This window comes from Anaeromicropila herbilytica (assembly GCF_016591975.1).
Lineage (GTDB): Bacteria > Bacillota > Clostridia > Lachnospirales > Lachnospiraceae > Anaeromicropila > Anaeromicropila herbilytica.
On the sequence record NZ_AP024169.1, the window covers coordinates 4,019,222 to 4,046,170 of the forward strand.

Annotated in this window: 17 protein-coding genes and 1 other RNA gene; 3 read left to right on the plus strand and 15 right to left on the minus strand. The window is 33.1% G+C overall.

All coding sequences use genetic code 11. The features are described 5' to 3' along the window. Positions 1-3 precede the first annotated feature (3 nt). Positions 4-3,630, minus strand: coding sequence for a helicase-exonuclease AddAB subunit AddB (gene addB, locus bsdtb5_RS17300; protein ID WP_271713222.1), 3,627 nt, complete (start codon positions 3,628-3,630; stop codon positions 4-6). Between the two features lie 549 nt (positions 3,631-4,179). Here addB and bsdtb5_RS17305 point away from each other — a divergent pair. Beyond that, complete coding sequence (locus bsdtb5_RS17305) at positions 4,180-4,608, plus strand: hypothetical protein (protein ID WP_271713223.1); 429 nt, start codon at positions 4,180-4,182, stop codon at positions 4,606-4,608. A 135-nt stretch (positions 4,609-4,743) separates the two neighbouring features. On the opposite strand, the gene bsdtb5_RS17310 is transcribed toward bsdtb5_RS17305, so the two are convergent. From bsdtb5_RS17310 to bsdtb5_RS17335, 6 genes are all read right to left on the minus strand, one after another. After that, complete coding sequence (locus tag bsdtb5_RS17310) at positions 4,744-5,022, minus strand: hypothetical protein (protein WP_271713224.1); 279 nt, start codon at positions 5,020-5,022, stop codon at positions 4,744-4,746. A gap of 135 nt (positions 5,023-5,157) precedes the next feature. After that, positions 5,158-6,039 carry a DegV family protein gene (locus bsdtb5_RS17315; protein WP_271713225.1) on the minus strand — a complete coding sequence of 294 codons (882 nt, stop codon included), beginning with the start codon at positions 6,037-6,039 and terminating at the stop codon, positions 5,158-5,160. Continuing rightward, a complete protein-coding gene (locus tag bsdtb5_RS17320; RefSeq protein WP_271713226.1) occupies positions 6,039-8,000 on the minus strand; it encodes an NAD(+) synthase in 1,962 nt (653 codons plus the stop codon). The genes bsdtb5_RS17315 and bsdtb5_RS17320 overlap by 1 nt, the downstream gene beginning before the upstream one ends. 376 nt (positions 8,001-8,376) lie before the next feature. Continuing rightward, positions 8,377-8,556, minus strand: a non-coding RNA gene (gene ssrS / locus bsdtb5_RS17325) — 6S RNA. Between the two features lie 296 nt (positions 8,557-8,852). Beyond that, positions 8,853-10,373: a sensor histidine kinase gene (locus tag bsdtb5_RS17330; RefSeq protein WP_271713227.1), complete on the minus strand. Its 1,521-nt coding sequence runs from the start codon at positions 10,371-10,373 to the stop codon at positions 8,853-8,855. A 60-nt stretch (positions 10,374-10,433) separates the two neighbouring features. After that, a complete protein-coding gene (locus bsdtb5_RS17335) occupies positions 10,434-11,123 on the minus strand; it encodes a response regulator transcription factor (RefSeq protein WP_271713228.1) in 690 nt (229 codons plus the stop codon). Positions 11,124-11,532: 409 nt separating this feature from the next. Between bsdtb5_RS17335 and bsdtb5_RS17340 the strand changes: the two genes are divergently transcribed. Beyond that, positions 11,533-12,168: an Ig-like domain-containing protein gene (locus bsdtb5_RS17340; protein ID WP_271713229.1), complete on the plus strand. Its 636-nt coding sequence runs from the start codon at positions 11,533-11,535 to the stop codon at positions 12,166-12,168. Between the two features lie 103 nt (positions 12,169-12,271). Here the strand turns inward: bsdtb5_RS17340 and bsdtb5_RS17345 are convergent, their stop codons facing one another. Next, positions 12,272-13,810, minus strand: coding sequence for a flotillin family protein (locus bsdtb5_RS17345; RefSeq protein WP_271713230.1), 1,539 nt, complete (start codon positions 13,808-13,810; stop codon positions 12,272-12,274). A 44-nt stretch (positions 13,811-13,854) separates the two neighbouring features. Further along, positions 13,855-14,397 (minus strand): hypothetical protein, encoded by a 543-nt coding sequence (locus tag bsdtb5_RS17350; protein WP_271713231.1) that lies wholly within the window; start codon positions 14,395-14,397, stop codon positions 13,855-13,857. A gap of 620 nt (positions 14,398-15,017) precedes the next feature. On the opposite strand from bsdtb5_RS17350, the gene bsdtb5_RS17355 reads away from it, so the two are divergent. Beyond that, positions 15,018-16,688, plus strand: coding sequence for a flavin monoamine oxidase family protein (locus bsdtb5_RS17355; RefSeq protein ID WP_271713232.1), 1,671 nt, complete (start codon positions 15,018-15,020; stop codon positions 16,686-16,688). 363 nt (positions 16,689-17,051) lie between these two features. Here the strand turns inward: bsdtb5_RS17355 and sdaAA are convergent, their stop codons facing one another. The 6 genes from sdaAA to bsdtb5_RS21815 all read right to left on the minus strand — a co-directional run bounded on the left by sdaAA (position 17,052) and on the right by bsdtb5_RS21815 (position 26,935). Continuing rightward, positions 17,052-17,915 carry an L-serine ammonia-lyase, iron-sulfur-dependent, subunit alpha gene (sdaAA, locus tag bsdtb5_RS17360; protein ID WP_271716134.1) on the minus strand — a complete coding sequence of 288 codons (864 nt, stop codon included), beginning with the start codon at positions 17,913-17,915 and terminating at the stop codon, positions 17,052-17,054. Positions 17,916-18,049: 134 nt separating this feature from the next. Next, positions 18,050-18,712, minus strand: a complete 663-nt coding sequence (gene sdaAB / locus bsdtb5_RS17365; RefSeq protein WP_271713233.1) for an L-serine ammonia-lyase, iron-sulfur-dependent subunit beta — start codon at positions 18,710-18,712, stop codon at positions 18,050-18,052. A gap of 655 nt (positions 18,713-19,367) precedes the next feature. Next, positions 19,368-20,276, minus strand: coding sequence for a recombinase family protein (locus bsdtb5_RS17370; protein ID WP_271713234.1), 909 nt, complete (start codon positions 20,274-20,276; stop codon positions 19,368-19,370). 201 nt (positions 20,277-20,477) lie between these two features. Beyond that, positions 20,478-21,656: a GGDEF domain-containing protein gene (locus bsdtb5_RS17375; RefSeq protein WP_271713235.1), complete on the minus strand. Its 1,179-nt coding sequence runs from the start codon at positions 21,654-21,656 to the stop codon at positions 20,478-20,480. Between the two features lie 379 nt (positions 21,657-22,035). Then, positions 22,036-24,033 (minus strand): LTA synthase family protein, encoded by a 1,998-nt coding sequence (locus bsdtb5_RS17380; protein ID WP_271713236.1) that lies wholly within the window; start codon positions 24,031-24,033, stop codon positions 22,036-22,038. A gap of 484 nt (positions 24,034-24,517) precedes the next feature. Continuing rightward, positions 24,518-26,935, minus strand: a complete 2,418-nt coding sequence (locus bsdtb5_RS21815; protein ID WP_330611731.1) for a PatB family C-S lyase — start codon at positions 26,933-26,935, stop codon at positions 24,518-24,520. Positions 26,936-26,949 lie beyond the last annotated feature (14 nt).

The window sequence follows — 26,949 nt, forward strand, 5'->3', positions numbered from 1 at the left end:
GCGTTAATCCTCCTTCCTCTGCTTTGTTCTACTATCTTTGCCTGCTACTTTTTTCTCTTCTGCTTCTTCAACAACTGCAGTTAATTCATCCTCTGAATTTTCTAGATCTCCCGCAGATTCCTCAAGTTTATCCCATACCTCTTCTTTCGAGAATTTCTTCAAGTTACGATATTTATTACCAGGTAGCTTTAGGTCAAATCCACAGATACTGCTATAGCTACAATAATCACATGCTGTCTTATTTCCCATTTTATAAGGATTAATCTCAGTACTTCCTTCTAATATTTGCTTTCCAAGCTCTGTCATCTTCTGGTTCGCATAATCACTCATCGAATGAAACTTCTCTTTATCAGCAATATTGGATCTCTTATTCGGAGTTCCATCCTTATTTGTCTCAACTGGTATAATATCCGACTTTCTAGATGGAGCAGTCTCCCCTGATTGTAGCGCAAAGTTCTTGTCCATTAGTTTCACAATATCCATATCGCTATTAACAATTCCATTCATGCGAAGCTCTTTTAGGATATTCTTTTGAATAAGTAGTTTACGTATCTGGTTTTCATTAGTATCTTCTTCCGATTCCATGACTTCCATAAGAATATCATTCATGTTCGAATCATTTACCACAACCTTATCAACAATCGGATCGTCCAGATTATAATAGAAGATTCCTGCAGGAATTATTTCCTTGGTTGGATATTTCTTTTGCATTAATTCGATGGACGCATTCATATACACAACTAATTGTAACTGTAGTCCATAATACAAGGATAGAATATCAAAGGTTGTACTTCCTGATTTATAGTCTATAACTTTAACATATAGATGTTCATCATCTTCATAAGTATCCAAGCGGTCAATTCTACCCTGTAACCTCATATTGTCATTATCCGATAACGAAAGATTCACTGATTTTAAATTATCTAGATATGAGAATTTCAGTTCAAAACCAGTAGGTTCAAATTCTCCTTGCTTGATATGTTCACATAAAGCCCATATGGTTCTCTTGGTAATTCGCTCCACCCTGTTTATCATATATTCATTACGCTTCGAGCTCTTTAGAATTGCATTTCCATATTCTAGTGCTGCCTCATTTACGCAATCTGATACATATGCATCACGTACTTCATCGGTTATTGTATGCCAGTTATATTCACTTTTTTCAAGACGACTTGAGAATAGTTCAATTGCGTTATGAAAAATATTTCCGATATCTGGAACCATTAATTTATATTCTTGTCGTTCCTTTAGTTCTAATCCATAATTAATAAAATGAGCAAATGCACAGGCTGCATATTTTTCAAGCCTAGATATGCTATTGATAAGCTCATTTCCGTATAACACTCTCGATACTGCCTTCCCTATACTTGTCTCATCATTCTGATAGAATGCTGCATCAATATAACGAATAAGCTCCTCTTTAAAATCTTCCCTCTTAAAATACCAAGAGAATAACTCTCTCCATTCCTGAGGCATATCTTTGTATCGATACTCTCTAAGTCCAGCAACCAGATACTCCATGCCGCCCTTTAGTCCTAGAATATCATTGTAATCTTTCACTTTGGAGTCCTCATCTACTATCTTTAACTTTGGAAATAAACTTCTAACTTTCGATAGGATACTTGATGGGCGTAGCGATTTTCCATCACTTGATACCTTACTAAAGGTGACAAATAGTTTATTCTGAGGTTTAGTAAGATTTAGATATAAATAAAACTGACTGATATAACTGCTTTGTCTTCTCGTTGGTGCTAACTCAAAATGATTGCTCTCTAAGAGTTCTCTCTCAATATCGGATATTATACCTCCAGATAATTTACTCTTTGGAATTAAACCTTCATTCGCCCCAATTAAGAAGAGTACCTTAATATCCTTTAACCTGGTTCTCTCGATATCACCGACTACAATCTGGTCTGTTCCTGGAGGTATCAGACCAACTTTTGCTTCTTCTAAGCCTGATTTTAAGATATCGGAATATTCTTTAATCGATAGGACTTCATTTCCCAATAGATCAACTAATTGATCAAATAAGTCCATCACAATTCGATACATCTGCTTATATTCTTTGGCCTCTAGTGGCATAAGATTCGTTTCAAAATATTCTCTGTATTGTTCTAATTTAAGCGCTACTTGATGGTAAACCAAGAATTCATACAATGCTCTAGTTACGTCAAGAACGGTGCTGTCTTTCTTCTGCAACACATCACGCATTGTTTCAAATGGTGTTATGATTTTCTCCCTTGTTTCATTAAGGGTTGTAAAATCAATTTCTGTTTTCGTCTTATATTTTCGCTCCCAGACGCTATTCCATCTTTTAAAACCTCGAATTCCTAGCGCAATAACATAGTTTTCTAATTGGTCAATTTCTTCTTTTTCTATGTCTAATAATCCACATCTTAAGAAACGAAATACACTTTCATAGGAAAAATCCTTCGTAATTATCTCTAGCGAAGACATGATTAACTCTACCATCGGATTGGATAAAATTCCTTTTTTATGATCAATAAAACAAGGAATCTTGGAGGTAACAAATTCTCTTTCTACGATCTCACTATATCCTTCAATATCCCCTGTAATTACCGCAATATCCTTATAGCGATATCCTTCTTCCCTTACTAACCTGACGATTTCCTTTCCAACAAATTGTACCTCACTTAGAGGATCTTTCACTGCATGAATGGCAATATCGTCTTGTTCCTCCTCATATACTTTATAAGGATATCGAAACAGATTACGTTCTAGAGAAGCAAGTGGTGTACTATTAAGGAATCGATAAGGAACTAGTTCTCTATGATTATTACTCTGATTTGCATAAATATGTTCTTCTATCTTAACGTCTTCTTCCTTCGCAATCTCAAGTAACTTCGTAATAGTCTTCTTACTTAGATGAAATAATTTGAAATCCTCATCTACAACATCAGGATTCTCTCTTGGATCTATCGTAACCGTAACCAAGACCATTTTGCTTAGATTCATAAGGTGACGAAGCAATTTGTATTGAGATGGTGTAAAGCCAGTAAATCCATCAAAACATATCACACTATTACGAATAATCTTAGATTCATCAATAACTGAGACTAACAGGTCTAAGATTTCCTCTGCTGTAATATATTTTTCGCTCATAGATTCTTTAAACCCATCATATAGAAGACGAACATCTTTCAATTTGGTCTGTAATAGAGGCTTGTTCTTCGTAACTTCAACCATCTGATCTAATTGTTCGGATGTGATACTATATTGAAGAATTTCTGATAACAGAGATTTTAACTCCCCAATAAACCCTTGCTTTTTCACATTCGCACCGAAGACCTTAAGATCATTCTTCTTCTCTTCTATCACTTTTCTTAATATCATTGTCTTTCCCGTATCTTCAAGAATGGACTTCTCGTGTCCCCCCACTTCGTCAAAAATACGATAAGCAAGCCTTAAGAAACTTAAAATATCGATATTCATAATTCCTTTATTCGGATGCATACTTACCAGATCCTTTTGTGTCTGCATGGTAAATTGTTCGGGTACAATAACAATATAATTCGTATCCTCATTTATCATAGATTTGCGAATCATCTCTTGGTATAACTGATATGATTTACCTGCCCCCGAACTACCTAGTATTAATTGTAGTGACATACCTATCTCCTTTTCTATTTCTTTCTATAAAAATCTTTTCAAATAATTCTGCCTTTTTTAAGTCTTTTTACTCCAATATACATAGGCGAACCTTGGTCACACTTTATTTTTCCATCTACTATATATTACTACTTTTTCTCTTCTTCATGTTTTTTTACGAATAATTTTTCTATTTATAAGTATACCAATATATTGATTCACCTGACAAATAATTTATTTCGAAATGTCCCAGGTAATTTGTACAAAATAGAAAAGGCGAATACGCCTTTGAATCTGTATTAGAAGTTCTTGTTCTCAGTTCATTTTGTGTTATATTCTAGGACAGATCTGTTTGAGCGAAGCGAGTTGTCTGTCCTAGAATATGTTTTACACAAAACGAACTGAGAACTAGAACTTCTTATACAGATTCAATGAAGTATGAGTTTTTCTATTTTGTACAAATTACCGGATACAACTCGAAAATTCTTTTCTAATAAAACCTAAAATTTATACATAAATAGAACTCATCCATAATATTATATATTAAACGAATTAAATGGAGGATAAATCATGTCAAAAACCAAAATTGTAATATTTCAGCTGAAAGAAATCATATACACGGCAATCTTCGTAGGTCTAGGAATCCTACTCATACTATTATTAATTTTTATGTTTTGGCATAAGAACGATAGTACCGATGTTGCAGCAAAGACACAATATAAAGCAGGAGTTTACACCTCCACCATTGTATTGAATGATACCTCACTTAACATCGAGGTAGTTGTTGATAAGAACCACATTAACAACGTATCCATTAAAAATATTGATGATGCTATAACAACGATGTTTCCGCTTCTTCAACCTTCACTAGACGATATTACGGAACAATTGAATAAAGGAGTCGCAGTCAGTAAACTCACTTTATCCGATGAAAGTAAATATACACAAGAGTTATTAATTGATGGTATTAATAATGCTCTTTCAAAAGCAACTCCATAAATATTATAAATTAGTACATATTAATAAAGGACTTTCTACAAGATATATTTTTGTAGAAGGTCCTTTTTCGTTAGTATTCTTATTATCACTTTTAAATATATTTCAATAGATAGAATAAGAATATTTCATTTTAATTTAGATCAATGTGAACTTATACCAGTAATCTTTTACTTTATCATTCTTAACAGCCTTATAGAATTTCTCAGCAATCTCGATACATACTTCTTCGTCTTTTACTTTTACAATAATCTCATCATCATGCTTGATAATTCTACGTTTTTTATCATCGTGTTTATCAACCCATGTTCTTGCTTTGGCTTCCCACTCTTTAATTGTTTTTTCATCTAGAGCATCAAACTCTGTCATCTGAAACTTAACCTCTTCAATAAAATCCTCAAAATCCATTTCTATCATAACATTTCTCCTGTCGTTTTTTATTCTAACTATCTATATATAATTACAATCATTTCCATGATTTAGTGTAGTGATTTCACTTGCTTGCAAGGGTGAAATCACTAGCGTTGAGATGAAAGAATTATTCTTTCACTCTTATGCTTTCCTATGTTCGTAAGGTGATTTAGAATTCAGATATGTAACCCCTATAATACCAGGACCTGTATGAGCTCCTATCGCACATCCCACATAAGTTTCTATAAAGTTCTCACAGCCATAACGAGTACGTAACATTTCCTTTACCTGCTTTAATGTCTTCTCATCATCTCCGTGGCATAATCCAATTACTTGAGTACTTAGAGAGTCACCAGTCTCTCCAACCATTTCGACCAGACGCTTTAATGACTTTTGGCGTCCTCTTACTTTCTCGACAGAAGTTAAAGCTCCTTTATCATCCATCTTAATGATAGGCTTTATATCGAGTAGGCCACCTGCCACAAAGGAGCTTCTACTCAATCTTCCACCTTTGAATAAGTAATCTAAGGTCTCTACCGTGAACACATGCTCCATATGTTCACAGTGATACTTAATTGCGTCAATTATCATCTGTTTTGGCGCATTCTCTCTTAACATTTTAGCCGCTTTATAGACAACTAAACCAAATCCAATGGAAGCACATTTCGAATCAATTATTGTTAAGTCAAATTCAGAATAGTTCTCTAATAGTTCTTCTTTTGCTAGATTCGCTGCATTATACGTTCCTGCAATTCCTGTAGAAAAACAAATATAAATAAGTGAATCCCTATTTTTTGCATATTTTTCAAAATGTTCTTTGAACATATAAGCATTAATATGATACGTCTTAATGTCAACATGATTTCTTAATAAATTGTAAAATTCCGAAGGATAGATTGTCTCACCATCCAAATAATCAATCTCATTAATAACGACTGGTGTAGGAATTACTTCTACATCATATTCTTTCGCCAGATCTTTCGGAATATCCGAAGCAGAATCCGTGATAATCTTAAGAGCCATTAGAACCTCCTTGTGATATCAATTTGTTCCAAATCTTTCATCCATATACTTGCACTTGCATCACTTGGCATTCTCAAGTCTCCTCTAGGTGAAACCGCTACAGAACCTACTTTTGGTCCATCTGGAAGGCAGGAACGCTTAAATTGTTGAGAGAAGAACCTACGATAAAAACAAGTTAACCATTTATAGATAATCTCGTTACTGTATTCTCCTTCAAATGCAATAGTTGCTAGACGATATACTTTACTTGGCATATAACCAAATCTTAATATATAGTATAAGAAGAAATCGTGAAGTTCATATGGTCCCACAATATCTTCTGTCTTTTGTGATATCTCACCATCCGTTGGTGGAAGTAATTCTGGACTTACTGGGGTATCTAGTACATCATATAATACGGTCTGTAATTCCTCATCCTTAGTTGTCTCTGCAAAATAAGCAACTAAATAGCGTACAAGTGTCTTAGGTACAGAACAATTCACTCCATACATTGACATATGGTCACCATTATAAGTAGCCCACCCAAGTGCTAATTCTGACATGTCTCCAGTACCAATTACAAGTCCATTGTACTGATTTGCGATGTTCATTAGTACCTTGGTTCTCTCTCTTGCTTGCGCATTCTCATACGTAATATCATGCACGTTCACATCATGTCCAATATCTCTTAAATGAATCAGTACCGCCTCATTAATTGGAATTTCTTTCAATGTTGCTCCTAATTTATTCGTTAACGTTACTGCATTCTGATATGTTCGGTCCGTTGTTCCAAAGCAAGGCATCGTTACTGCAATAATATTCTTACGATCAATTTTTAAGTAATCAAATGCTTTCGTAATTACTAATAATGCTAATGTAGAATCAAGTCCTCCAGAGATTCCGATAATGGCATTTTTCGCTCCTGTATGGCTTAGTCGTTTCACCAATCCCATTGCTTGAATATCAGTAATCTCTTGGCACCTAATATCTCTCTCTTGCTTATTCGATGGTACAAATGGAGCCTTATCAATCCATCTTGATAGTGGCGTGATATAGTCAACTTTACCATTATTTCTTTCATGTTCTATAGATGAAAATGTAAATGGAACTGATACATATTCGGTAACCTCATCCATTGGATACGTTGTCATTCTTCTTCTTTCGTTTGCAATTCTCTGCATATCAATCTCAGTATATAATAAACCATCAAAGAATAATTTGGTTTCTTTTAATAACGTACCATTTTCTGCAATCATATTATGTCCACTATATACCAAGTCTGTACTAGATTCACCTTCCCCTGCGTCCGCATAAATATAACCTGCAATAATCCTTGCAGATTGGGATCTAATTAATTCTCTTCGAAAAGCTGATTTACCAGTATTCTCATCACTCGCTGATAGATTACCGATTAAAGTAGCACCTTTTAGTGCGTGTCTGGTACTTGGAGGAATTGGAACCCATGCATCCTCGCAGATCTCAATTCCAAGGACAAGTTCCTTCATTGTTTGACATTCAAATATGATGTTTGTACCAAATGGTACTTCTTTTCCCTCAAAATTAATATACTCTGGAACTTCATTTCCAATATTAAAATGTCTTGCTTCATAGAATTCCGAATAATTTGGGAGATTCTTCTTCGGTATCATTCCAAGTAACTCTCCATCTTGAATCACTGCTGCAACATTATATAATTTATTTCTTTTTAAGTATGGTAATCCAACTGAAACCACCATGTCGCTGCCTTTTGTATATTCTATAATACGAACCAATTGTTCTTTCGCAGAATTAAGAAGAGCATCTTGTAGAAATAATTCACCACAAGTATATGCACTAATACATAACTCTGGAAATATCACAACTTTTAACTCTTTTTCTTTACTTTCTTCTATTAGTTCAATGATTCGATCTGTATTATATTCACAATCCGCAACTTTAATCTTAGGTGTAGCTGCACCAACTCGTATAAATCCATGCTTCATCTTTATGTTCACGCCTTCCGTTTTTATTCGAATCCTACGCATGGTCTATATTAAATTTCTTTTAAACCTATTTAAATACTATAATTGCGCAGGCCTTAATAACTTTTATTATAGATGCAGTTTTCCTAAAATACAAGAATTTTATACCATTGATGTTTTATATGATTACAGTTTAGTATCATGTCTGAGATGTAACTTAATAAATGAATAAATACTTTGCTATGCAAACTCTCGCGTCAAGCGCGGTCGCATTAGCGACATCTTCTCTTTGCACTTGTGTGCATCCTGTACGGAGTGCTTTTTAATTTATAGGAAATGTGGAGCACTTTCCTATAAATTAAAAAAAGGCAGCTTACGCTGCCTCTTATCTTTCGTAGTAATACCCAAAATGCCGTTTCCTGTATTTTGACTCCTAGCCCGCGCTAGGTGGGTGTCCTCACACAAGATTCTGTCTTCCGCTGCGAACGGCGGCTTGACATAGCCCTGTAAATATCGGATTCCCATATAAATTATTGTAGGTTCAAAATAGCAAGATTCTCGTACATCTCAGGAAATTCACTTGAATTCTACACAATATTTACTAATATTACTTTATCTATTGTGTAATTTGTTTGAACTTTTTATTCTAAACTTATTATACTCTAATAATTTATTTTTTTCAAGCTTTTAATGCAATTAAACAGAATATTTGTAACAAATCAGCCTACAATATCGCGAGGTGTTTTTGTGAGTGGAGCGAAGCGTAAGTCACAGAATTCCAGAGATATACATGCGCGAAATTATGCATTCAGCATATTTTATGTGCATCATTTGTTACAATTGAGCCACAAGGCTGAATTGTAATAAATATTTTCAATGAGTTGTCTCATATTCTTCCAACTCTGTCTCACTCATACAAGTATCAAATTCAAAAGTAAATTTAGTACCCTGATGTGGCATACTTTCTACTTTGATATTACCACCATGCCTTAAGCATATCTGATTAGCAATTGCAAGACCTAGACCTGAACCAGTTGCATTTTGTCTAAGTTTGGATTTATAGAATTTCTCAAAGATATGAGGTAATTCTTCTTCTGAAATACCAATTCCCTGATCTTCAATTGATATTATTAGTTTATCCATATACGATAGATTTATGTAAATGGATGAGTTTATATCTGAAAATTTTATTGCATTATCTATGATGACAAGAAACATTTGCCTTATTCGATCATAATCTCCTAACATAATATAGGACTCTTGTTCTTTGGAAATTTCAATTGAAATATTTTTTTTCTTACTTATTGCATGTATACTTCGAATAATATCTTCAAAGATTTGAATGAGATTAATAGGTTCTTTTTCTATCTCAAAATCTGGATTCTGCATCTTAGATAGAATAAGCAAATCCCCTACCAAACGCTCCATACTCTTACACTCTTTTAACATTCTATCATAGTAATTAGCAACTTTATTGGAATCCGTAACCACGCCATCCACTAACATTTCGACATATGCCCTCACTACAGTAATAGGTGTTCTAAGTTCATGTGATACATTAGCGAAGAAATCTAGTCTCATTTGTTCCATATTCTTACGCTCTTGCTCATTTTCTAACAATCGCTCTGCTAGAATATCGATTGTGGTTGCAAGGTCACCAATTTCATCTTTCTGTTCGATTCCAGTCTTAACATTATAATTACCGTCTGCTAATATAAGCGCTGTCTTTCTCATCTTAACAATTGGTTGTGATAATTTTCTTGCAAAAAGAATCGCTATAATAAAGGAAATGAATAATCCCATTGCAGCACTTATATAGATTAATTTCTGGCTGGTATCAATGGTATCTGCTTGTGATTCCTTTTGAGAAGATAGTAATACACCTCCGATAACCTCTTTATTCTCATTATATATCGGATAACCAACCACACGCATTGTATTGCCATAAATAGGCATATAGCAAGTCTTCGACATGATTTCTCCATTAAATGTATCTTGGATCACATCTTGTATATGATTTTCTTCTAAATCTATATTTTTTATTTTTATATTTTCAAACTTATCGCTCATTGGATTCTTAGCTGCTGCATTTGATATAATCCAAACATCCGTATCTGGAGCATTCATTTCTATTAGTATTTCAACATATGAGGCATATTCCGCATCATCTGTTTCTACAAATTCAGATACTCTTTCACTAATTTTCTTAGCATCGTTCTCCAATCTAGCACTATATATTTTCATTGTACTATTCTCAAAAAGTTTCATAAAAATAAAACCAAGAAGTACAGCAAAAACCAATAGCATGACCGCATAATTAAAATATACTTTTAAAAAAAGTCGATTATAAGCTTTTACTTTTATATCTAATGGTTTATTTAATTCATTTTTCATATCCGCTCCCACGTGCTACCTCTGGTGGCTTATATCAGGGGTTTATATTTTTCAAGGCATCTATTCTGCTGTTTCGAACTTATATCCTACCCCCCAGATTGTCTTGATATCCCACAAAGGATGCTCCACTTTATCGAGCTTTGCTCGTAATCTCTTGATATGGGAATCTACAGTTCTACTATCTCCGAAATAATCAAATCCCCATAAACTATCTAGTAAATTATCTCTTGTAAATACCTTATTCGGGTTATTGGCAAGTGTCCACATTGTCTCAATTTCCTTTTTCGTTAGGGACATCTTATTACCGTCTATGTACAGCGAATACTCATCTAAATTAATCTTTAGATTACCAACCACTGCAATATTTCCTGTTGGAGTATCTTCCACTTTGGACATTCTTCTTAATACAGCTCTAACCCTAGCCATTACTTCACTTGGACTAAACGGTTTTACGATATAATCATCAGCACCTATATCAAGTCCCATGATTTTCTCAAAATCTTCCCCTCTTGCTGTAATTAATATGACAGGTACACTAGACTTCGTTCTAATCTTCCTGCAAACAGTATATCCATCTTCTTTTGGCATCATTACATCAAGTAATACCACGGAAGGATTGTATTTTTCAAAAAATAATAATGCTTCCTCTCCATCTTTAGCAACGACTGGCTCTAACCCCTCTTTTGTCGCGTAATTTGAAAGGATATCAGTTATGTCTTCATTGTCATCAGCAATCAATATATACTGCATTTCATACCTCCTAAGTATTTATATTCCCTATATTAAACTCTTACTATTTATTATATATAAGACATAATTGCAAAACAAGAGGTAAAAATTTAATCCTTTTATTAATTGATGTTGATTCTTAGATTTCCTTATGCTTTGCACAATAATCACAATTTATTCCATTCATTAGTTTACTCATGCTTATGTCAAATACATGTCAATTTACCATAATTAAGCATCCTAATATTTAGCTATTTTACACTTCTTTCGGTATTAGCAGGTACAAATTAATTTTCCTATGTTAGAAAAATATTTATAAACTGCCTTTATTTTGACAAATTAGAATGTTATTCTTAACTTGTATAAAAAATATAGATTTCTGAAATATTATTTATAAATATTCATGAGATTTATATGTAGGAGGACACTTATGAAAAAGAAATTATTTTCTGACAATGCAGCAAAATTACATATTTTCTTTTTATTAACTGCATTCTTAATCATCAGCGCCTTCTTCGTGAGCTCACCAACTGCTAAAGCTGCTGCATCTAATGATAATAAACGTGATCCTAAGCTTAATGTAAACAGTAAATCTCTTATCGTTGATACCACCTATTCTCTAAAGTTATATAATGTAGAGGGTTATAAGGTTATATTTAAATCTGACGATTCTAATATTGCCTCTGTAAATGATGATGGATTAATTGAAGCCAAAAAAAATGGTGAAACATACATTTCAGTTATTATACGAGATGGTTCAAAAACAGTAGATACATTAAAATGTACAATAACAGTTGGTCCAGCTGCAAAAAGTATTGTGTTCTCTCAAAAAGGTGATATTTTAATTTCGGTAAATAAGAAAAAATACTTAAAGGTAATTTTGATACCGAATAATACTATTGAAGAAGCAGATTTTTCAAGTTCTGATCCTTCTATTGTCACTGTGGATTCTAACGGTAAAATAACCGCTGTGTCCAAAGGTACTGCATATATTTATGCTAAGGTAAGAGATGATGAAGCGTGTTGCAAAATTATCGTAACTGATAATACTGATTCCGACAATTAATATGAACAGCATTTTGTAATTGAATATCAACAACTTGAGCCGCCATATTATTGGCGGCTCTTTTTGGGCTTTTTGTTAGTTATGTAATTTAATCATATAGCATCTATTCTGTTTCTTTGGAATCCATAACAACTTCTTCAAAGTTATTATTCTCTTTACTATCATTTGCTTTACTTTCAACAATACTACTCTCTACTTCTGAATTATCAGTCTTCACAGTATCCAATTTATCCTTAATTGCATCTAGAAAATTGAATCCAGTCATTGCTTCGATTGTTTCTGGAAGTTGACTAACTATATCTGTTACATATCCAGTAACCTTTGCTGCTCCTGATTCTGATCCATTCTTTCCACCATTATCAATAATAACAATTTTCTCTGTTTTAGCTAATGGTTCTGCTACTGCTTTTGCTATCTCTGGAAGTTTCTCAATAATCATCTGAGTAACGGCTGCATTATTGTACTGCTTAAACGCTTCGGCTTTTTTATCCATAGTTTCAGCCTCTGCTGCACCTTTTGCTAAGATTGCTGCAGCTTCTGCTTCACCCTTGATACGAATTGCTTCGGCTTCGGCTTCTGCCTTTACTTTAATTGCAGCTGCAATAGCTTCTGCTTCTTTTAACTCTGAATATTTTTTTGCATCGGATTGTTTCTCAACTTTATATTTATCAGCATCTGCTTGCTTTGCTACTCGGTATAATTCTGCATCTGCTTGCTTATTAACAGTCGCTTCTAATTCTTTTTCACGTCTTAGAGCTTCCTTAAGTTGAACTTCTGTTTCCTTTTCTTTCTTTGTAATCTCAACCGACATTGCAGTTTCCGTTACTTCTTTGAGAACAATATTTTTTTCAATTTCATAAGCTGAATCGGCTCTAGCCTTAGCTGTTTCCTGCTCTTCTCTGTAGGCTTGAATCTTTAGTTCCTTCACCTTTGTAGCTTCTGCCACTTGTGTCTCTGCAACAATCTTTGCCTCAGCACCTAATCTTTCAGATTCTGATGTCTTAATTCTTGTTTCTTTGGCAGCATCGGCCTCAGCAATTGCTGCATTCTTCTTTACTTCAGCAATTCTAGGCTTACCTAATGCTTCAAGATATCCATTTTTATCAGATATATCTCTTATTGTGAACACCTTTAATTCAAGTCCTAAAGAAGCGAGTCCAACTGCTGCCACTTCTTGTACTTGGGAAGCGAAGATTTCTCTATCTTTATAGATTTCTTCAACTGTCATCTTAGAGATAATTTCTCTAAGTTTACCCTCTAGAACATCTTTCGAAGTATCTTTAATCACTTCTATCGTCTGATGCTCTTTACCAGTGTTAAATTGTTCAATGGCACTCAGTATGCTTTCCTTATCACTTTTTACTTTAATAACTGCAACACCATCAGCCCTAATATCTACTCCTTGCTCTGTTCTAGCACCTTCGGTTTGTACTTCGATCTTCATATTCTCTAATGAGATCTTGTCTGTACGTTCTAATAGTGGAACAACAAAACCACCTCCACCAGAGATAACCCTCTTCTTAAGTCCTGTTACAACTAAAGCCTTGTCTTGTGGAACTCTCTTCCACATTGCCATCACAGATATTATTACTAACAGAAAGACTGCTGCAATAATAATTGCTATGATAAGTGATTGATCCATACATTTTCCTCCTTCTCAATATTACTTGTTTCTCAAGTAAACTCTTAAATATCTATACTTGCAACATAAAAGACATAATCTTTTATCCAACAAATAACTACATTACTACCAGCTTTTATTTCAACCTCCGTGGTTGCTTTTGCTGGTGCGACATAACTATTACCGTGAATCAAATATTTGATTTCACCATATGAGTTTGCCGGTATTGTCTCTGAAACTGCCGCTCGAATACCAATGAGTTCTTCCTTATCTGCTGCACTCGTATTCTGTGCCTTTTTTAATGGCTTAATAATAAAATGATATACGAAGTATGCAATTAGAGCTGCGATTAAAAATGATACAATCGAGATAAATAAAATTGATAATCCCATATGCATATTAATTAAAATCATTCCCATTCCACCAAATACAACTAGAAACAAAAGATAGACTAACGGACTCATTGGTAAAAACAAATCAATTCCAAAGAAATGTAAATCAAAATCTAGTCCGTCTATTCCAAAGATCTCAAATAAATGACCAAGAATAAATGAAACTACCGTTAGAATTACACCTACTAAGAAGCAAACAAGAAAAAACTGATACATTAATATTCCCCCAATATCATAACATTTTAAACGAATTATTTACCATACTCTAATAGTACTATTTATCTAGATTGATTTACAATACTATTTTACAAATATTTCATTAAAATCAGCTAAGAAAGCTATTAACTTCGGATTATAATCAAATTTCCTAATAGAAAGGTTATCGAATACTTGATAAATTCAGAGGTTAGGGTAGCTAAATTACCATGATTGAAAGTTTCACCTCTTTGTTCCATTGACTCATTTGGAAGTTACTAATGTTTTATCACTTTGACAAAACAGATATAAAAAGTTCAAACTAACCCAAAGCCTGCGACTTGCTCGCAGGCTTAAATTCAACGTGTGAAATTCTTTTTATTTCACACTCCTCTCTTCGTTCGTCAAACAGTGAACTTTTTATATCTAAGTCAAAGGGATAAGACATAAGTAACTTCGCAAATCAGTCAAAGTCACAACGAAGTAAAACTTTCAATCATGGTAATTAATATACTTCACGACTGAATTTATCAAGTATAGTGTAGACTTTTAGCCATGGCAAAATTTGAGTATGTGATTTGACATGGCATATTTAATTATCTAATACATAAAATACATTAAATACATATTGGAGTTATTCTATGGCAAATTCAAATAGCTACACAAACCCTTCCGATGAACTTAGGCATCAACTGCTGCGGCAAGCACTTGAGAGGGATGAAAGACTGGATGATTATGATAATATAATAGCGTTACTAAATCCTCCTCCAGAGATTAATCAATATGCTAAACCTGGTTCTTTAAAGAATAAAAAGATTGGAATCATTGGTGCAGGATTAACTGGGTTGGCTGCTGCTTATGAACTTAGGAAGTTAGGAGCAGACATTACAATATATGAAGCCTCCATGAATCGAATTGGTGGTAGAGTTTATACTATCTATTTTGATAAAACTAATCATTTCTTTGGTGAAACTGGTGCTATGCGTATTCCAGTATCACACGAAACAACTTGGCACTATATCAATCTCTTTGGCTTAGCCACAGAAAGCCTTACATCTTTACAATCTAATAATATTCTATATGCACACGGAATTAGATTACGTCGTGAACGTAGTGGTAAAAATATTGAAGAACAACTCTATCCACTTTATAATCTAACGGAAAAAGAACGCAATACACCCTGGCCTGTATTAAGTGATTATGCATCCTCTTCCATGCTTAAAAGCTTAACTCCAGCTCTTAGAACAGAAATTCTTAAGATTCTTCCTGAGTACTCTAAACAATATGCTGATATTACCAGATTAAGTACCAGAGAGGTATATGAACAATTAGGCTTAAGTCAAGAAGCTATCAACTTAATATCAGCTGTAGAACCCTTTAATTCGGCGCTTTTATCTGTTAGCCATGATGAAGCCATGAATAGTGAATACACTTTAGATTTTCTTAATACTTATCGAATCCAAGGTGGTATGATAAACTTACCAAATGCTTTCTATCAATCTCTTACCAATAAAAATCCACCTGAATTAGTGTCTTCTGACGAACCCCTTGGTAATGTAACTTTTCTCTTTGGTAGCCCTGTTAATAAGATAGAGCAAACTCTAAGTCTGGATCAGATTACTTTATACTACAACAATCCAGCTAATGAGCAGCATTCCGATACCTATGATTATGTCATATGTACCACTCCATTTTCAACTCTTAGAGAAATTGATATTACTCCTTCTCTAAGTAATCAGAAAACACAAGCAATTAAAGAACTTAATTACTGTGATGCTCAAAAGACTCTTTTCTTATGTAAGGAACGTTTTTGGGAAAAAGATGATGAATCAGGTAGAATGAATGGTGGAATTTCATTTACTGATCTTCCAATACAATCTATTGTCTATCCACCCGATCATATTCATTGTATGAATACTGACGATTGCTCATATCATGAACCAGGTGTATTAGTGGCTTCCTATAACTTAGGGCAAGATTCCATACGACTATCTAATCAAGATAGTAATCGTCGCTATGAATTAATTAAACGGGAAGTTGAACAAGTACATGGATTATCAGATCATTATTTAGATGACCAAGTAGTATTACATAAAACGGTTCATTGGAGTACTGAATACTGGGCGAGAGGTGCATTCGCTTGCAGTAATCCAGGGCAAAAAATTAATTTTCTTCATGCTATGATTCAACCAGAATATAATAATCATCTCTATTTTGCTGGAGAACATGCTTCAACAAAGCAAGGATGGATGCAAGGTGCTCTTTACTCTGGAAAATTTACTGCAAATGTGTTAGCAAAACAGTTATCTTAAACTAAAATATAAAAGAGATTCTTAATAACTAGTATTCACTAAGCCATATATGATGTAAAGCAATCTATATGTTATTCTTATGTGAAAATTCTTTTTATTAAGAATCTCTTACTTTTACAATATCATTGATTTAATTTTCAAAAGTCTTTCTTAACTTAGTAAAATTTAGGCCTGCGAGCAAGTCGCAGGCATGTGGGTTAGTTTGAACTTTTTATATCTGTTTTTATTAAAATAATAAAACATTAGTAGCTTCCAAATGAGGAAATGGAACGTAAGATGTAAAAGTTTGAATCATGGTAATTTAGATAACCTACCCTCTGAATTTATCAAGTATTCTATAAACTTACTAACTGCGAAGTATGGTTACAATACTTTATTTGCAATCTGTATTCCAGTCTTAGTGGCTGCTAATCCACCTTCTCCAGTCTCACGTAATGAACTATGCATTCTCATACCAACTGTCCTCATTGCATCAATTACTTCATCCGGTGGAATGGCACTTCTTATACCAGCTAACGCAAGATCTGCGCTAGTTAAAGAATTTACCGCCCCTATTACATTTCTCTTTATACAAGGGACCTCTACTAATCCTGCTACTGGATCACATACTAATCCTAATAAACTTTTTAATGCAATTGCACTTGCATGTAATTGACATTCATCGTCACCACCCATTAGATAACTTGCGGCTGCCGCTGCCATAGCTGATGCAGATCCTATCTCCGCTTGACATCCACCTTCTGCACCTGAGATAAAAGCTCTTGTGGCAATAATCTCTCCAACTCCAGCTACTACATACATGGCTTCAACCATTTTTTCATCCGAAAAATCATATTTCTCTTGTAATGAAATTAACACAGCTGGAACCACTCCGCAAGAACCCGCTGTTGGTGCAGCTACAATTCTTCTCATACATGCATTTGATTCACCCATTTTAACTGCTTTGGCCATAACATCATTTATAAAATCTCCACAAATCGTATTTTTTCCAATTTGATTCATTAACTTTTCACCATCGCCTCCAGCAAGCTTACTAGAAGAACGAAGTTTACTATCATATGAATCATTTGCTTCTTTCATGGAATGATATAAACTAAGCATTTTATTCATGGAATCCTCTTTTGCTACCTGACGTTCCTTGCAATCCTCTTCAAGAATAACCTCCCAAAACCTAATCCCATTTTTTTTAGCTTGAGACATAATTTCATCTAACGAACGAAATCCCATATTATATTGCATCCTTCCATCTATTTATCGTAAATATAATACTATTTAACACAGTATTCAATGAATCATTGATACATTGATTCTATAATCTTTTATATAAAGTAACGTTTTTCTGATATCAATAATAGCAGACTCTATACTTTAAGATTCAAGTAAGTCACTTTTAATATACCATCCAACTTCTCTAATCCTTTGATTGATTCCTCTGGAACCTCTTGATCACACTCAATAACCATCACTGCATTGCCACCTCTTCGGTCACGATACAATTGCATAGTACCTATATTAATTGATTGACTTGCTAACATTGACGTAACTTCTGTTACATAACCTGGCCTATCAATATTATGAACAATTAGAGTTGGGTAATCCCCAGAAAAATTAGCCTCTAGTCCATCAATCTTACATACTTTGATTCTTCCTCCACCTAAGGAAGATGCAATCACTTCAATTTCTCTACCGTTTACACCAGTAACTGTTATCTGTACACTATTTGGGTGCACATCTTTCAACATAATACTTCCAAAGGAATATTCCATACCAGATTCATCTGCTAACTGGAAACTATCTGGAATTCTTATATCATCTGGTTTCATACCCAGAAGTCCGGCTATCAGTGCTTTATCTGTACCATGACCTTTTCCTGTTGCTAAAAATGAACCATGCAATAAAAGTTTGGCTGTTTGTATATCTTCACCTAATAATTTTCGAACGATATAACCGATTTTCACTGCTCCAGCTGTATGTGAACTTGATGGTCCCACCATTACTGGACCTAATATATCAAAGATATTCATGGAGTCCTCCTAATAATTCTATTATCAACTTTAGTATAACCAATTATGATGTTTTCACTAGAATGATTTGAACGCATAAGTATTATAAAACTCTAATTCTAGCACTTATTGGCTTTTACATTATACCTTCATTTTTTTATTTTTACTAGGAAAATTCTTCTTTTACTTGCCTATTTCTTATGTTTTTCATATTATTTTGTCAATATTCTATTTTTGTTTACTTTCTTTTGTATTTTTTGAAAATAGTAAAGAAAATTTCCATTACTATTCAAGGGTCTTAATAGTAAAAAGCTGATAACTCTAATGAGATTTATCTCCAATAGAGTCATCAGCTTTTCGAATTAAACATCTTTTTAATTTTTGATAATCACAGAATATATTTTCGTCTTTTATATATAATGCAATATTTTTAGCATAAAAATCCAAATCGTTATTGTAAAAGCTGAAATAAAAGTTGTAGCTACTACAATACTTGAGGTTAGAACTCCATCATTCTTCATGTTCTTGGCCATAATGTAACAACTAACGGTAGTTGGAGCTCCTAACATAATAAGAAGTATCTAATAATTTTAGATATTCATAGTAGAATTTCTTTCATTTATACTTTTTATCATGAAGTATATCATAGATTGATTTATAAAGTAAAGTTTATGTGTTACCTTTTTTTCCTTTTATCTAATACTCTTTGCACTTCGTCAAATAATTCTTTCTGAATAATAGCATCATGTGTATTCCTAACAATAATCCAATCTTTTTTAGGAATTGCTATAATTTTTTTACTTTTATAATCCAACTTTTCCGCTTTATGTTGTACCATATCTCCAAGATACATCTCATTATGTAAGATTCGATTGACTGTAGTTGTTGACCATTTCAGATGCTGTTCATTCGAATAAGTACCTTTCAACTTATATAAGCTTGGTGGTATTATTCCTTTACTTGTTAAACTGTCACAGATTGCTTTGATGCTTTTTCCTTCTAACGCCATGTTAAATATATCCTTCACAACATTGGCTGCTTCTTCATCAACTACTAATTTATATTTATTCTTACTATCTTTCTTATAACCGTATGGCGCATACGCTCCTAAATATTCTCCAACCTTCATTTTTTGCTTATAAACTGTTCTCACATTAAGAGAGAGATCTTCTACGTACCATTCATTAATGAGTGCATTAATCTGCCTTGCTTTTTTATTTCCTTTTATCTTCGTATCGATATGATCTACAATGCTTATGAAGCGTATATTCCATATTGGAAATAATGTATGTATATATTGCTCAACAATAACAACTTCTCTAGTAAATCGTGATTGAGTTTTACATAATACGATATCAAACTTTCTCATTTTGGCAGCTTTTATCATTCGATTCCACTCCGGTCTGCTTTGATCCGTTCCACTGTAATCATCATCTGAAAAAACATCATATACAGACCAGTTTTGTTTTTTAGCATAATCTAGTAATAATGTTTTTTGATTCTGTATGCTACCACTATCGTCACCTTTTTTTAATTTATCGATATCTTCTTTTGATAATCTGCAATATATCGCTACTCGTTCCATACAATCAGTCCTTACACTTGTTTCTTACCTTTATAATATATGATTACATTCTCTGCTACATTCCAAAAAGAGCTTTCACACTAGCAATGAACGCTCCCTATCAAGTAGGTAGGATTCATAACATCCACTAATGTAAAAGCTCCTCGATATTCGATTTATTTTTTACTCTCTCTATGTATTTCATACAATAACTTCTATATACTAATACATCTTATTACACATTATAATACAGTTACGTCCAGTTTCTTTTGCCTCGTATAGAGCCGTATCTGCTTTGATATATAAATCCAAAAAGTTGTCTTCTCTTTCTGGTACCATTGTTTCAATCCCTATACTTACAGTTACCTTAATTATCTCATTACTATTTATCGTGTTAAGTTCAATTTCTTCCACGTTCTGCTTGATTTCCATTGCTAGTTGTAGTGCTTGAACAGAATCAGCATTATGGGCAAATACTAAAAATTCCTCGCCCCCTATCCTTGCAATAACATCTGTTTTTCGCTTTGCTGCCTTTTTAATTGCATCGGCAACTTCTCTTAAGCAACGATCCCCTTCTGCATGTCCATATCTATCATTATATTTTTTAAAATAATCAATATCTAACATAATAATAACTGCGCTTTGTTGATCTCGAATACATAATGGCCATAATAGTTCTAATTTTTCATCAAGCCCTCTTCGATTCAGTAATCCTGTTAATGAATCCCTAGAAGCTAATTCTGTTAAATCTGAGTTAATTTCCTCTAATTTTTTTTCTTTGATTTGAATATCTAGATACGTATTATAATTTAGCCTTGAAAAAGCATAAGATGTACCACTAATGATAATCAGATTTAATATAAGCATACTATCATGTCTTCCACTAATAACCATAACTGCGATTAATACTATTTGTAACGAAAATATATATTTATACTCTCCACTTGGCAATATCGGTACATTACATAATGATACAAATAATATAATATATATTATTAACTGTTGATTAACTGTCATATCCAAATGAGATAAGCCATAAAACCCTATTACAAAGAATATCCAAAAACTTAAATATAATAATTGATATTTTTCACTTTTATTTTTAGTAATACATAAATTAATAACAGCTAAATAAATGAATAGAATTAATAAAACTATACTATTTATTATAATTTTGTAATTAATAAGCTCTGATTCTTCATAGATAACTGCAATTATATTAAATGCTGGTAAAAGCATAAAAACAAGTATAAAAATTGCTACTCGCTTTATATTTAAGAATTGAAGATCTATTTCTATATTCTTTTTCAATCTGGGGCTTAGTGCATTATATTCTTTTAATAATGACTTATTTTTCACTCGTCTTAATACATTCCATACTATATCTTTAATGCCATCCATTTTATGCCCCCTTACTATGTATCTATTACTTAATTCTACTCATTGTTTGTAGCTATTTTATATAGAAAAGGTTAATATCTGTTGTTCTATTTACAATATCATACTTTAGTCCTATTTTCAAACGAATCTAATAGGTAAATTATACCATCTTCTACTTCTTCTTTTGTGCTAATTGCTATTTAAATCGCGTGATTTTGCTTCATTCGACGATACATCATTATATTCGATATCTTATTTATTTGCTCTATTTTATTCGTCTTTTTTCGCTAAAGTAGTTTTAAAAAAGTATGTTAAGCTTCTAAGGTGTAGTATACAAAAAACCAAGGTTGTATTGCTAACCTTGGTTTTTTTGTATTATTAAATGATATCTATGCTTTTATTATTTTACTGACTGATAAGTAAATTCTTCTGATGTACTTAGAATATTTTTATCTTTTCTAATTTGATTAACTGTTACTTTATCACCATCACTTAGCTCATCACTTGCAATATTTAGTGTATGTTCATCTACAAAAGTTGTATCTACATACTCACCATTAATATACACACTGCTATAAGGTGTAAAGTTCTCTCCTTTTACCACTGTTGTATCATCTGAATTATAAATATCACTAATTCGAATCTCTCTAACTCCCATAGTCATAGGAAGTGTTTTGTATAAATCTTGTTGATTATAGGCGTATTTCTTACCATATAGGATATCATACATTAACATTTGCTGATCTTTCACATAGTCAGTAGCACCCATGTTATTTTGATGATATTTGATTAATGTTCCATTATCAATACCAACTCTTCCTAATACAGCAGCTGCCATCTGATATGCTTCTAGGTTCATATCTTGTTTTTTCATACCAAAGTTATCCCATATTACATACTCTGTTTGGTAAATTGAATTATTCTCTAAATCTTCTGGTTTGAATCCTAAGCTTGGAAGATGATCTCCATAAAGAACTAATACAGTATTCTCATCTAATGCAGATAATTGATCTACTAACTCACCTACAAATTGATCCATCTCATGAATTTGATTTGTATAATATTCAAATTGATTCTTCTTTGCTTCATCTTCTATTCCACTAATTGTAATAGTTTGTGTATCATCAATTTTTTCGCTTGGGTAACTTCCATGTCCTTGTACTGATACTGTATAAACATAATCTGGTGTTGAGGTAGATTTTAATGAATCAATAATCTCCTTTGTTAATACTTTATCTTTTGCCCAACCATTTGGATTCTTTTCAATATTATTCATATATTCAATTGAAGTGAATGTATCAAATCCAAGATTTGGATATACTTTATTACGACCATAAAAAGTTGCGGTATTATCATGTATTGCATGTGTTCCATAACCTATTTCTTTTAAATCATAAGCTGCAGACTCACTTGTCTTATCCGTTAATGCTGTTTTGTAAGGATATTCCCCTGGTCCAAAGAAGTCAAGGTTCATACCTGTAATCATTTCAAATTCTGTATTACATGTTCCAGCTCCTACTACTGGTACATCAACATATCCTGATGAATATTTCTGCATCAGTTTATGGTAATTAGGAATAGGATCTTCTGAGAAAGTTAATCCTTTGACTTTAGTTATATCAAAGAAAGACTCTAATTGAACAAAAATAATATTAGGATGTTTCGTCTTTGCATTCTTAGTAGCAACAATTGGAGACTTAGCATCTGGTAATGTGTTATTTAGCACATTTAGAACATTTTCTTCCGTATAATCTGCTGGTTCTTTTATTCCACTGTCTAATAAACTAACGGTAAAGCAATATGGAACTCCATAATCTTGATAAGCAAGATTTATGTTACCAAAATGTCTTGTCAAGATTCCCTCAGAAAGTGAGAATTTAGTTAATACTAAGAATAAAGCAACAAAAGTTCCAATACATACTACATTTCTTCCATAACGTATCTTATTCTTATACTTTGGCGCAAAGATAAACGCTAAGATAAATACAACTCCTGCTAATCCAATGCATCCAAACAATAATGCCATCTGAAAACTATTCAAATACTTATCCATAACAGCTAAACCTGCATTGGCTTCTAACAAATCGGCTGCTGTAAATGGTGTTACACGAACTCCTAAGATAATTCCGTTCGCTATACCTAATGCTAGCCAGATTACAGATACAACACACCAACCAAACATTCTTCTTCTAATTAATAATACAAATGATAAGGTAACTAGTATTAATAGGTAATTATAAAAGAAAATTAAAGGTTGCTTAAATAGATATGCAATGGCGTTACCAACTCCGCCTCGTCCACAGGTTTCTATTGTAAAATTAATGATAAATGCAAGCACGAAACAAATTACAACTTGAAATTTCGCACCTTTTTCTATTTTTTCTCTCGTAATAAACATCTCCTAACCTTAACAATTAAATTGTTATTCTATGTGTCCATTTATGGTTACTTAACAAGTTATCAATTTCATGTAAAATTTCTTATGTAATTTTACATATCCTTTACCTACCGTTCAATCGTAAATTATATCACGTATCTCACCTCAGGTAAACTTAATATTTTCTTACATTTTTATGAATTTTATTCATATCCTCATACACATTAGCTCCCATCTGTTGCCTAAAACGTAGGATACTTAACCTTATCAATTTTCCCATTCATCTTAACACCATTTTTACAAGATTTCAACTAGTACTTTACACATATGTGGTCTATATTTTTGAATATTATCTGTTCATTTTTACTTTAATTCTTCTATTAAATTAGACAAAAAACGGTTATTGTATTGTTACTTTTCACGAATCAATACAATAACCTTTTATTATAAGTATTTCGTCTATTTTAGTATAAAAAACTCATTATACTAATAAGTAGTAAATCCATTAGTGTTTTAGAGCATATTCTAAAGACTCAAGTGCTTTTTCAAGATTTACTCTACTCGTTGCTATGTTAATACGTTGAAATCCGCTACCCTCTTCTCCAAACATGATACCGTGATCCAACCATAATTTTGCCTTTTCCAGAATAATGGTATCTAATTCTTTATCCGACAAACCTAAGCCCCTGCAATCTAGCCATAACAGATAAGTTCCTTCTGGTTTTATTAACTTTATCTCGGGAATTCTAATTTTAAGAAATTCTTCAACATAACGCATATTCTCTTGCAGATAGGTTTTTAAGCTTTCTAACCACTCTTCACCTTCTGAATAAGCAGTTTGGGCTGCAGTTAACCCAAATAAACCAAGATTATCATAACCAATTTTCTCTTGTTCTATCTTCATTATATCCCGAATAGCCTGATTGCATACTATGGTATTCGATACTTGCGTTCCTGCAAGATTAAAAGTCTTACTTGGTGATGTTAACGTTACAGTAATGTCTTTATATTCCTCTTTCATATTGGAAAAGACGATGTGCCTATATGGCTCATATACGAAATCTGCATGAATCTCATCTGATACGACGATAACATTATGTTTTAGGCATATATCTCCTATCGTTTCTAACTCTTCTTTTGACCATACTCTTCCGACTGGATTATGAGGATTACATAGGATAAACATTTTTACGTTATTTTGAATGATCTTCTGTTCAAAATCTAGGGTATCCATTTTGTATGTTTCCATTCCATCTTCATCTTCTACCAAGTGGAGTGGGTTATTTATGACTACACGATTATTTTTTTGAATCATGCTTTGAAATGGATAATATACTGGTTTTTGTATTAGTATACCATCTCCTTCTTTGGTTAACGAACGAATTGCAATTCCCAATGCAAATATTACTCCTGGTGTATATATATACCATTCTTTCTTAGTCTGCCAGCCATGTCGTCTCTCCATCCAGCTAATAACAGAATCAAAATAACTTTGCTTTGGATCTGAGTATCCATAGATTCCAAACTCAGCCTTTTCTTTCATCTTCTCTACAATCGCAGGAGCGGATCGAAAATCCATATCTGCTACCCAAAATGGCATTACGTCTTCTGATTTACCCCTCTCCACTGCAAAATCATGCTTTACGGAATTTGTATTTCTGCGATCTATTACTTCATCAAAATTGTAAGTGTGAAAATGTTCTTCATTCACACTTGCTCCCATCTGTCGACTTTGGCGACATTCAAATAAGGGAGTGTGAAAATGTTCTTCTTTCACACTTTTCTCCCCTTCAAATGCCTGTGTTAGATCTTCTATTAAGTCTTCTACATCTTCTATACCAACGGATAGACGAAGAAGTGTATCACTGATTCCTAACTTTTGGCATAATTCGCTTGGTGTAGCCTCATGGGTTTGCTTCATTGGATACGTAATGAGGCTCTCTACTCCTCCTAAGCTCTCTGCAAAATATACGATTTTAACTCTACTAAGTATCTGTTCTACCAGAGATGAATCCTTGACAGTAAAAGAAATCATAGACCCAAAACCTCTTGCTTGCTTTATATGAATCTCATGACCTTCATGTTCTTTAAGGCCTACAAAGTATACCTTATCTACTTCCTTTCGTGTCTTTAACCAATTCGCAATTGTAACTGCATTTTGCTCTTGTCTATCTAGTCTAACTGCTAACGTCTTAATTCCACGAATCATTAACCAACTATCATTTGGCGAAAGAATCGCACCCACTGTGATATAATTCTTACGCAATTTTTCAATAATTTCATCATTATCTTTAATAATAGCGAATCCTGCAATCACATCGTTATGTCCACCTAGATATTTTGTTCCGCTATGAACTACAATATCAGCTCCATGAATTAAAGGTTTCTGAAAGTATGGAGACAAGAATGTATTATCTACAATTAATAATCCATTGATCTTATGAATTAACTTCGCTATCTCCTCAATATCTGCTACCTTCATCATAGGATTAGAAGGTGTTTCAATAAATATTGCAACTGTGTTCGCTTTGATTCCTTGTTCAACCTCTATAAGATTCGAAGTATCAATTAATTCAAAATCAATTCCATAATTCTTATATACTTCATTAGCAATACGAAAAGTCCCGCCATATAAGTCATCAGAGAATAGAATATGATCTCCAGGTTGAAACAATGACAATACCGCAGAGATTGCAGCCATACCAGATGAATAAGCAAATGCTTTCTTCCCCTCCTCTAGTAGAGCTACTGTATTCTCAAGTTCTTCTCTTGTTGGATTCAGAACCCTTGAATAGTCATACCCAGTACTTTGGTTTAAACCTGGATGACGAAATGTTGCTGATTGATAGATTGGAAAGCTGATTGCTCCCGTCTCTTTATCAAAGCCTTTAACTCCGTGTACGCATCTTGTTTCTTGTCTCATATGGTGAACCTCCT

Excerpts from the sequence above, each read along its gene's own strand:
- bsdtb5_RS17380 (WP_271713236.1), bottom strand. The coding sequence starts at position 24,033 with ATGTTTATTACGAGAGAAAAAATAGAAAAAGGTGCGAAATTTCAAGTT.
- bsdtb5_RS17345 (WP_271713230.1), bottom strand. The coding sequence starts at position 13,810 with ATGGATCAATCACTTATCATAGCAATTATTATTGCAGCAGTCTTTCTG.
- bsdtb5_RS17315 (WP_271713225.1), bottom strand. The coding sequence starts at position 6,039 with ATGGCTCTTAAGATTATCACGGATTCTGCTTCGGATATTCCGAAAGAT.
- addB (WP_271713222.1), bottom strand. The coding sequence starts at position 3,630 with ATGTCACTACAATTAATACTAGGTAGTTCGGGGGCAGGTAAATCATAT.
- bsdtb5_RS17350 (WP_271713231.1), bottom strand. The coding sequence starts at position 14,397 with ATGTATCAGTTTTTTCTTGTTTGCTTCTTAGTAGGTGTAATTCTAACG.
- sdaAB (WP_271713233.1), bottom strand. The coding sequence starts at position 18,712 with ATGAATATCTTTGATATATTAGGTCCAGTAATGGTGGGACCATCAAGT.
- bsdtb5_RS17310 (WP_271713224.1), bottom strand. The coding sequence starts at position 5,022 with ATGATAGAAATGGATTTTGAGGATTTTATTGAAGAGGTTAAGTTTCAG.
- bsdtb5_RS17320 (WP_271713226.1), bottom strand. The coding sequence starts at position 8,000 with ATGAAGCATGGATTTATACGAGTTGGTGCAGCTACACCTAAGATTAAA.
- bsdtb5_RS17330 (WP_271713227.1), bottom strand. The coding sequence starts at position 10,373 with ATGAAAAATGAATTAAATAAACCATTAGATATAAAAGTAAAAGCTTAT.
- sdaAA (WP_271716134.1), bottom strand. The coding sequence starts at position 17,915 with ATGGGATTTCGTTCGTTAGATGAAATTATGTCTCAAGCTAAAAAAAAT.
- bsdtb5_RS17355 (WP_271713232.1), top strand. The coding sequence starts at position 15,018 with ATGGCAAATTCAAATAGCTACACAAACCCTTCCGATGAACTTAGGCAT.
- bsdtb5_RS17305 (WP_271713223.1), top strand. The coding sequence starts at position 4,180 with ATGTCAAAAACCAAAATTGTAATATTTCAGCTGAAAGAAATCATATAC.
- bsdtb5_RS17370 (WP_271713234.1), bottom strand. The coding sequence starts at position 20,276 with ATGGAACGAGTAGCGATATATTGCAGATTATCAAAAGAAGATATCGAT.
- bsdtb5_RS17375 (WP_271713235.1), bottom strand. The coding sequence starts at position 21,656 with ATGGATGGCATTAAAGATATAGTATGGAATGTATTAAGACGAGTGAAA.
- bsdtb5_RS21815 (WP_330611731.1), bottom strand. The coding sequence starts at position 26,935 with ATGAGACAAGAAACAAGATGCGTACACGGAGTTAAAGGCTTTGATAAA.
- bsdtb5_RS17340 (WP_271713229.1), top strand. The coding sequence starts at position 11,533 with ATGAAAAAGAAATTATTTTCTGACAATGCAGCAAAATTACATATTTTC.
- bsdtb5_RS17335 (WP_271713228.1), bottom strand. The coding sequence starts at position 11,123 with ATGCAGTATATATTGATTGCTGATGACAATGAAGACATAACTGATATC.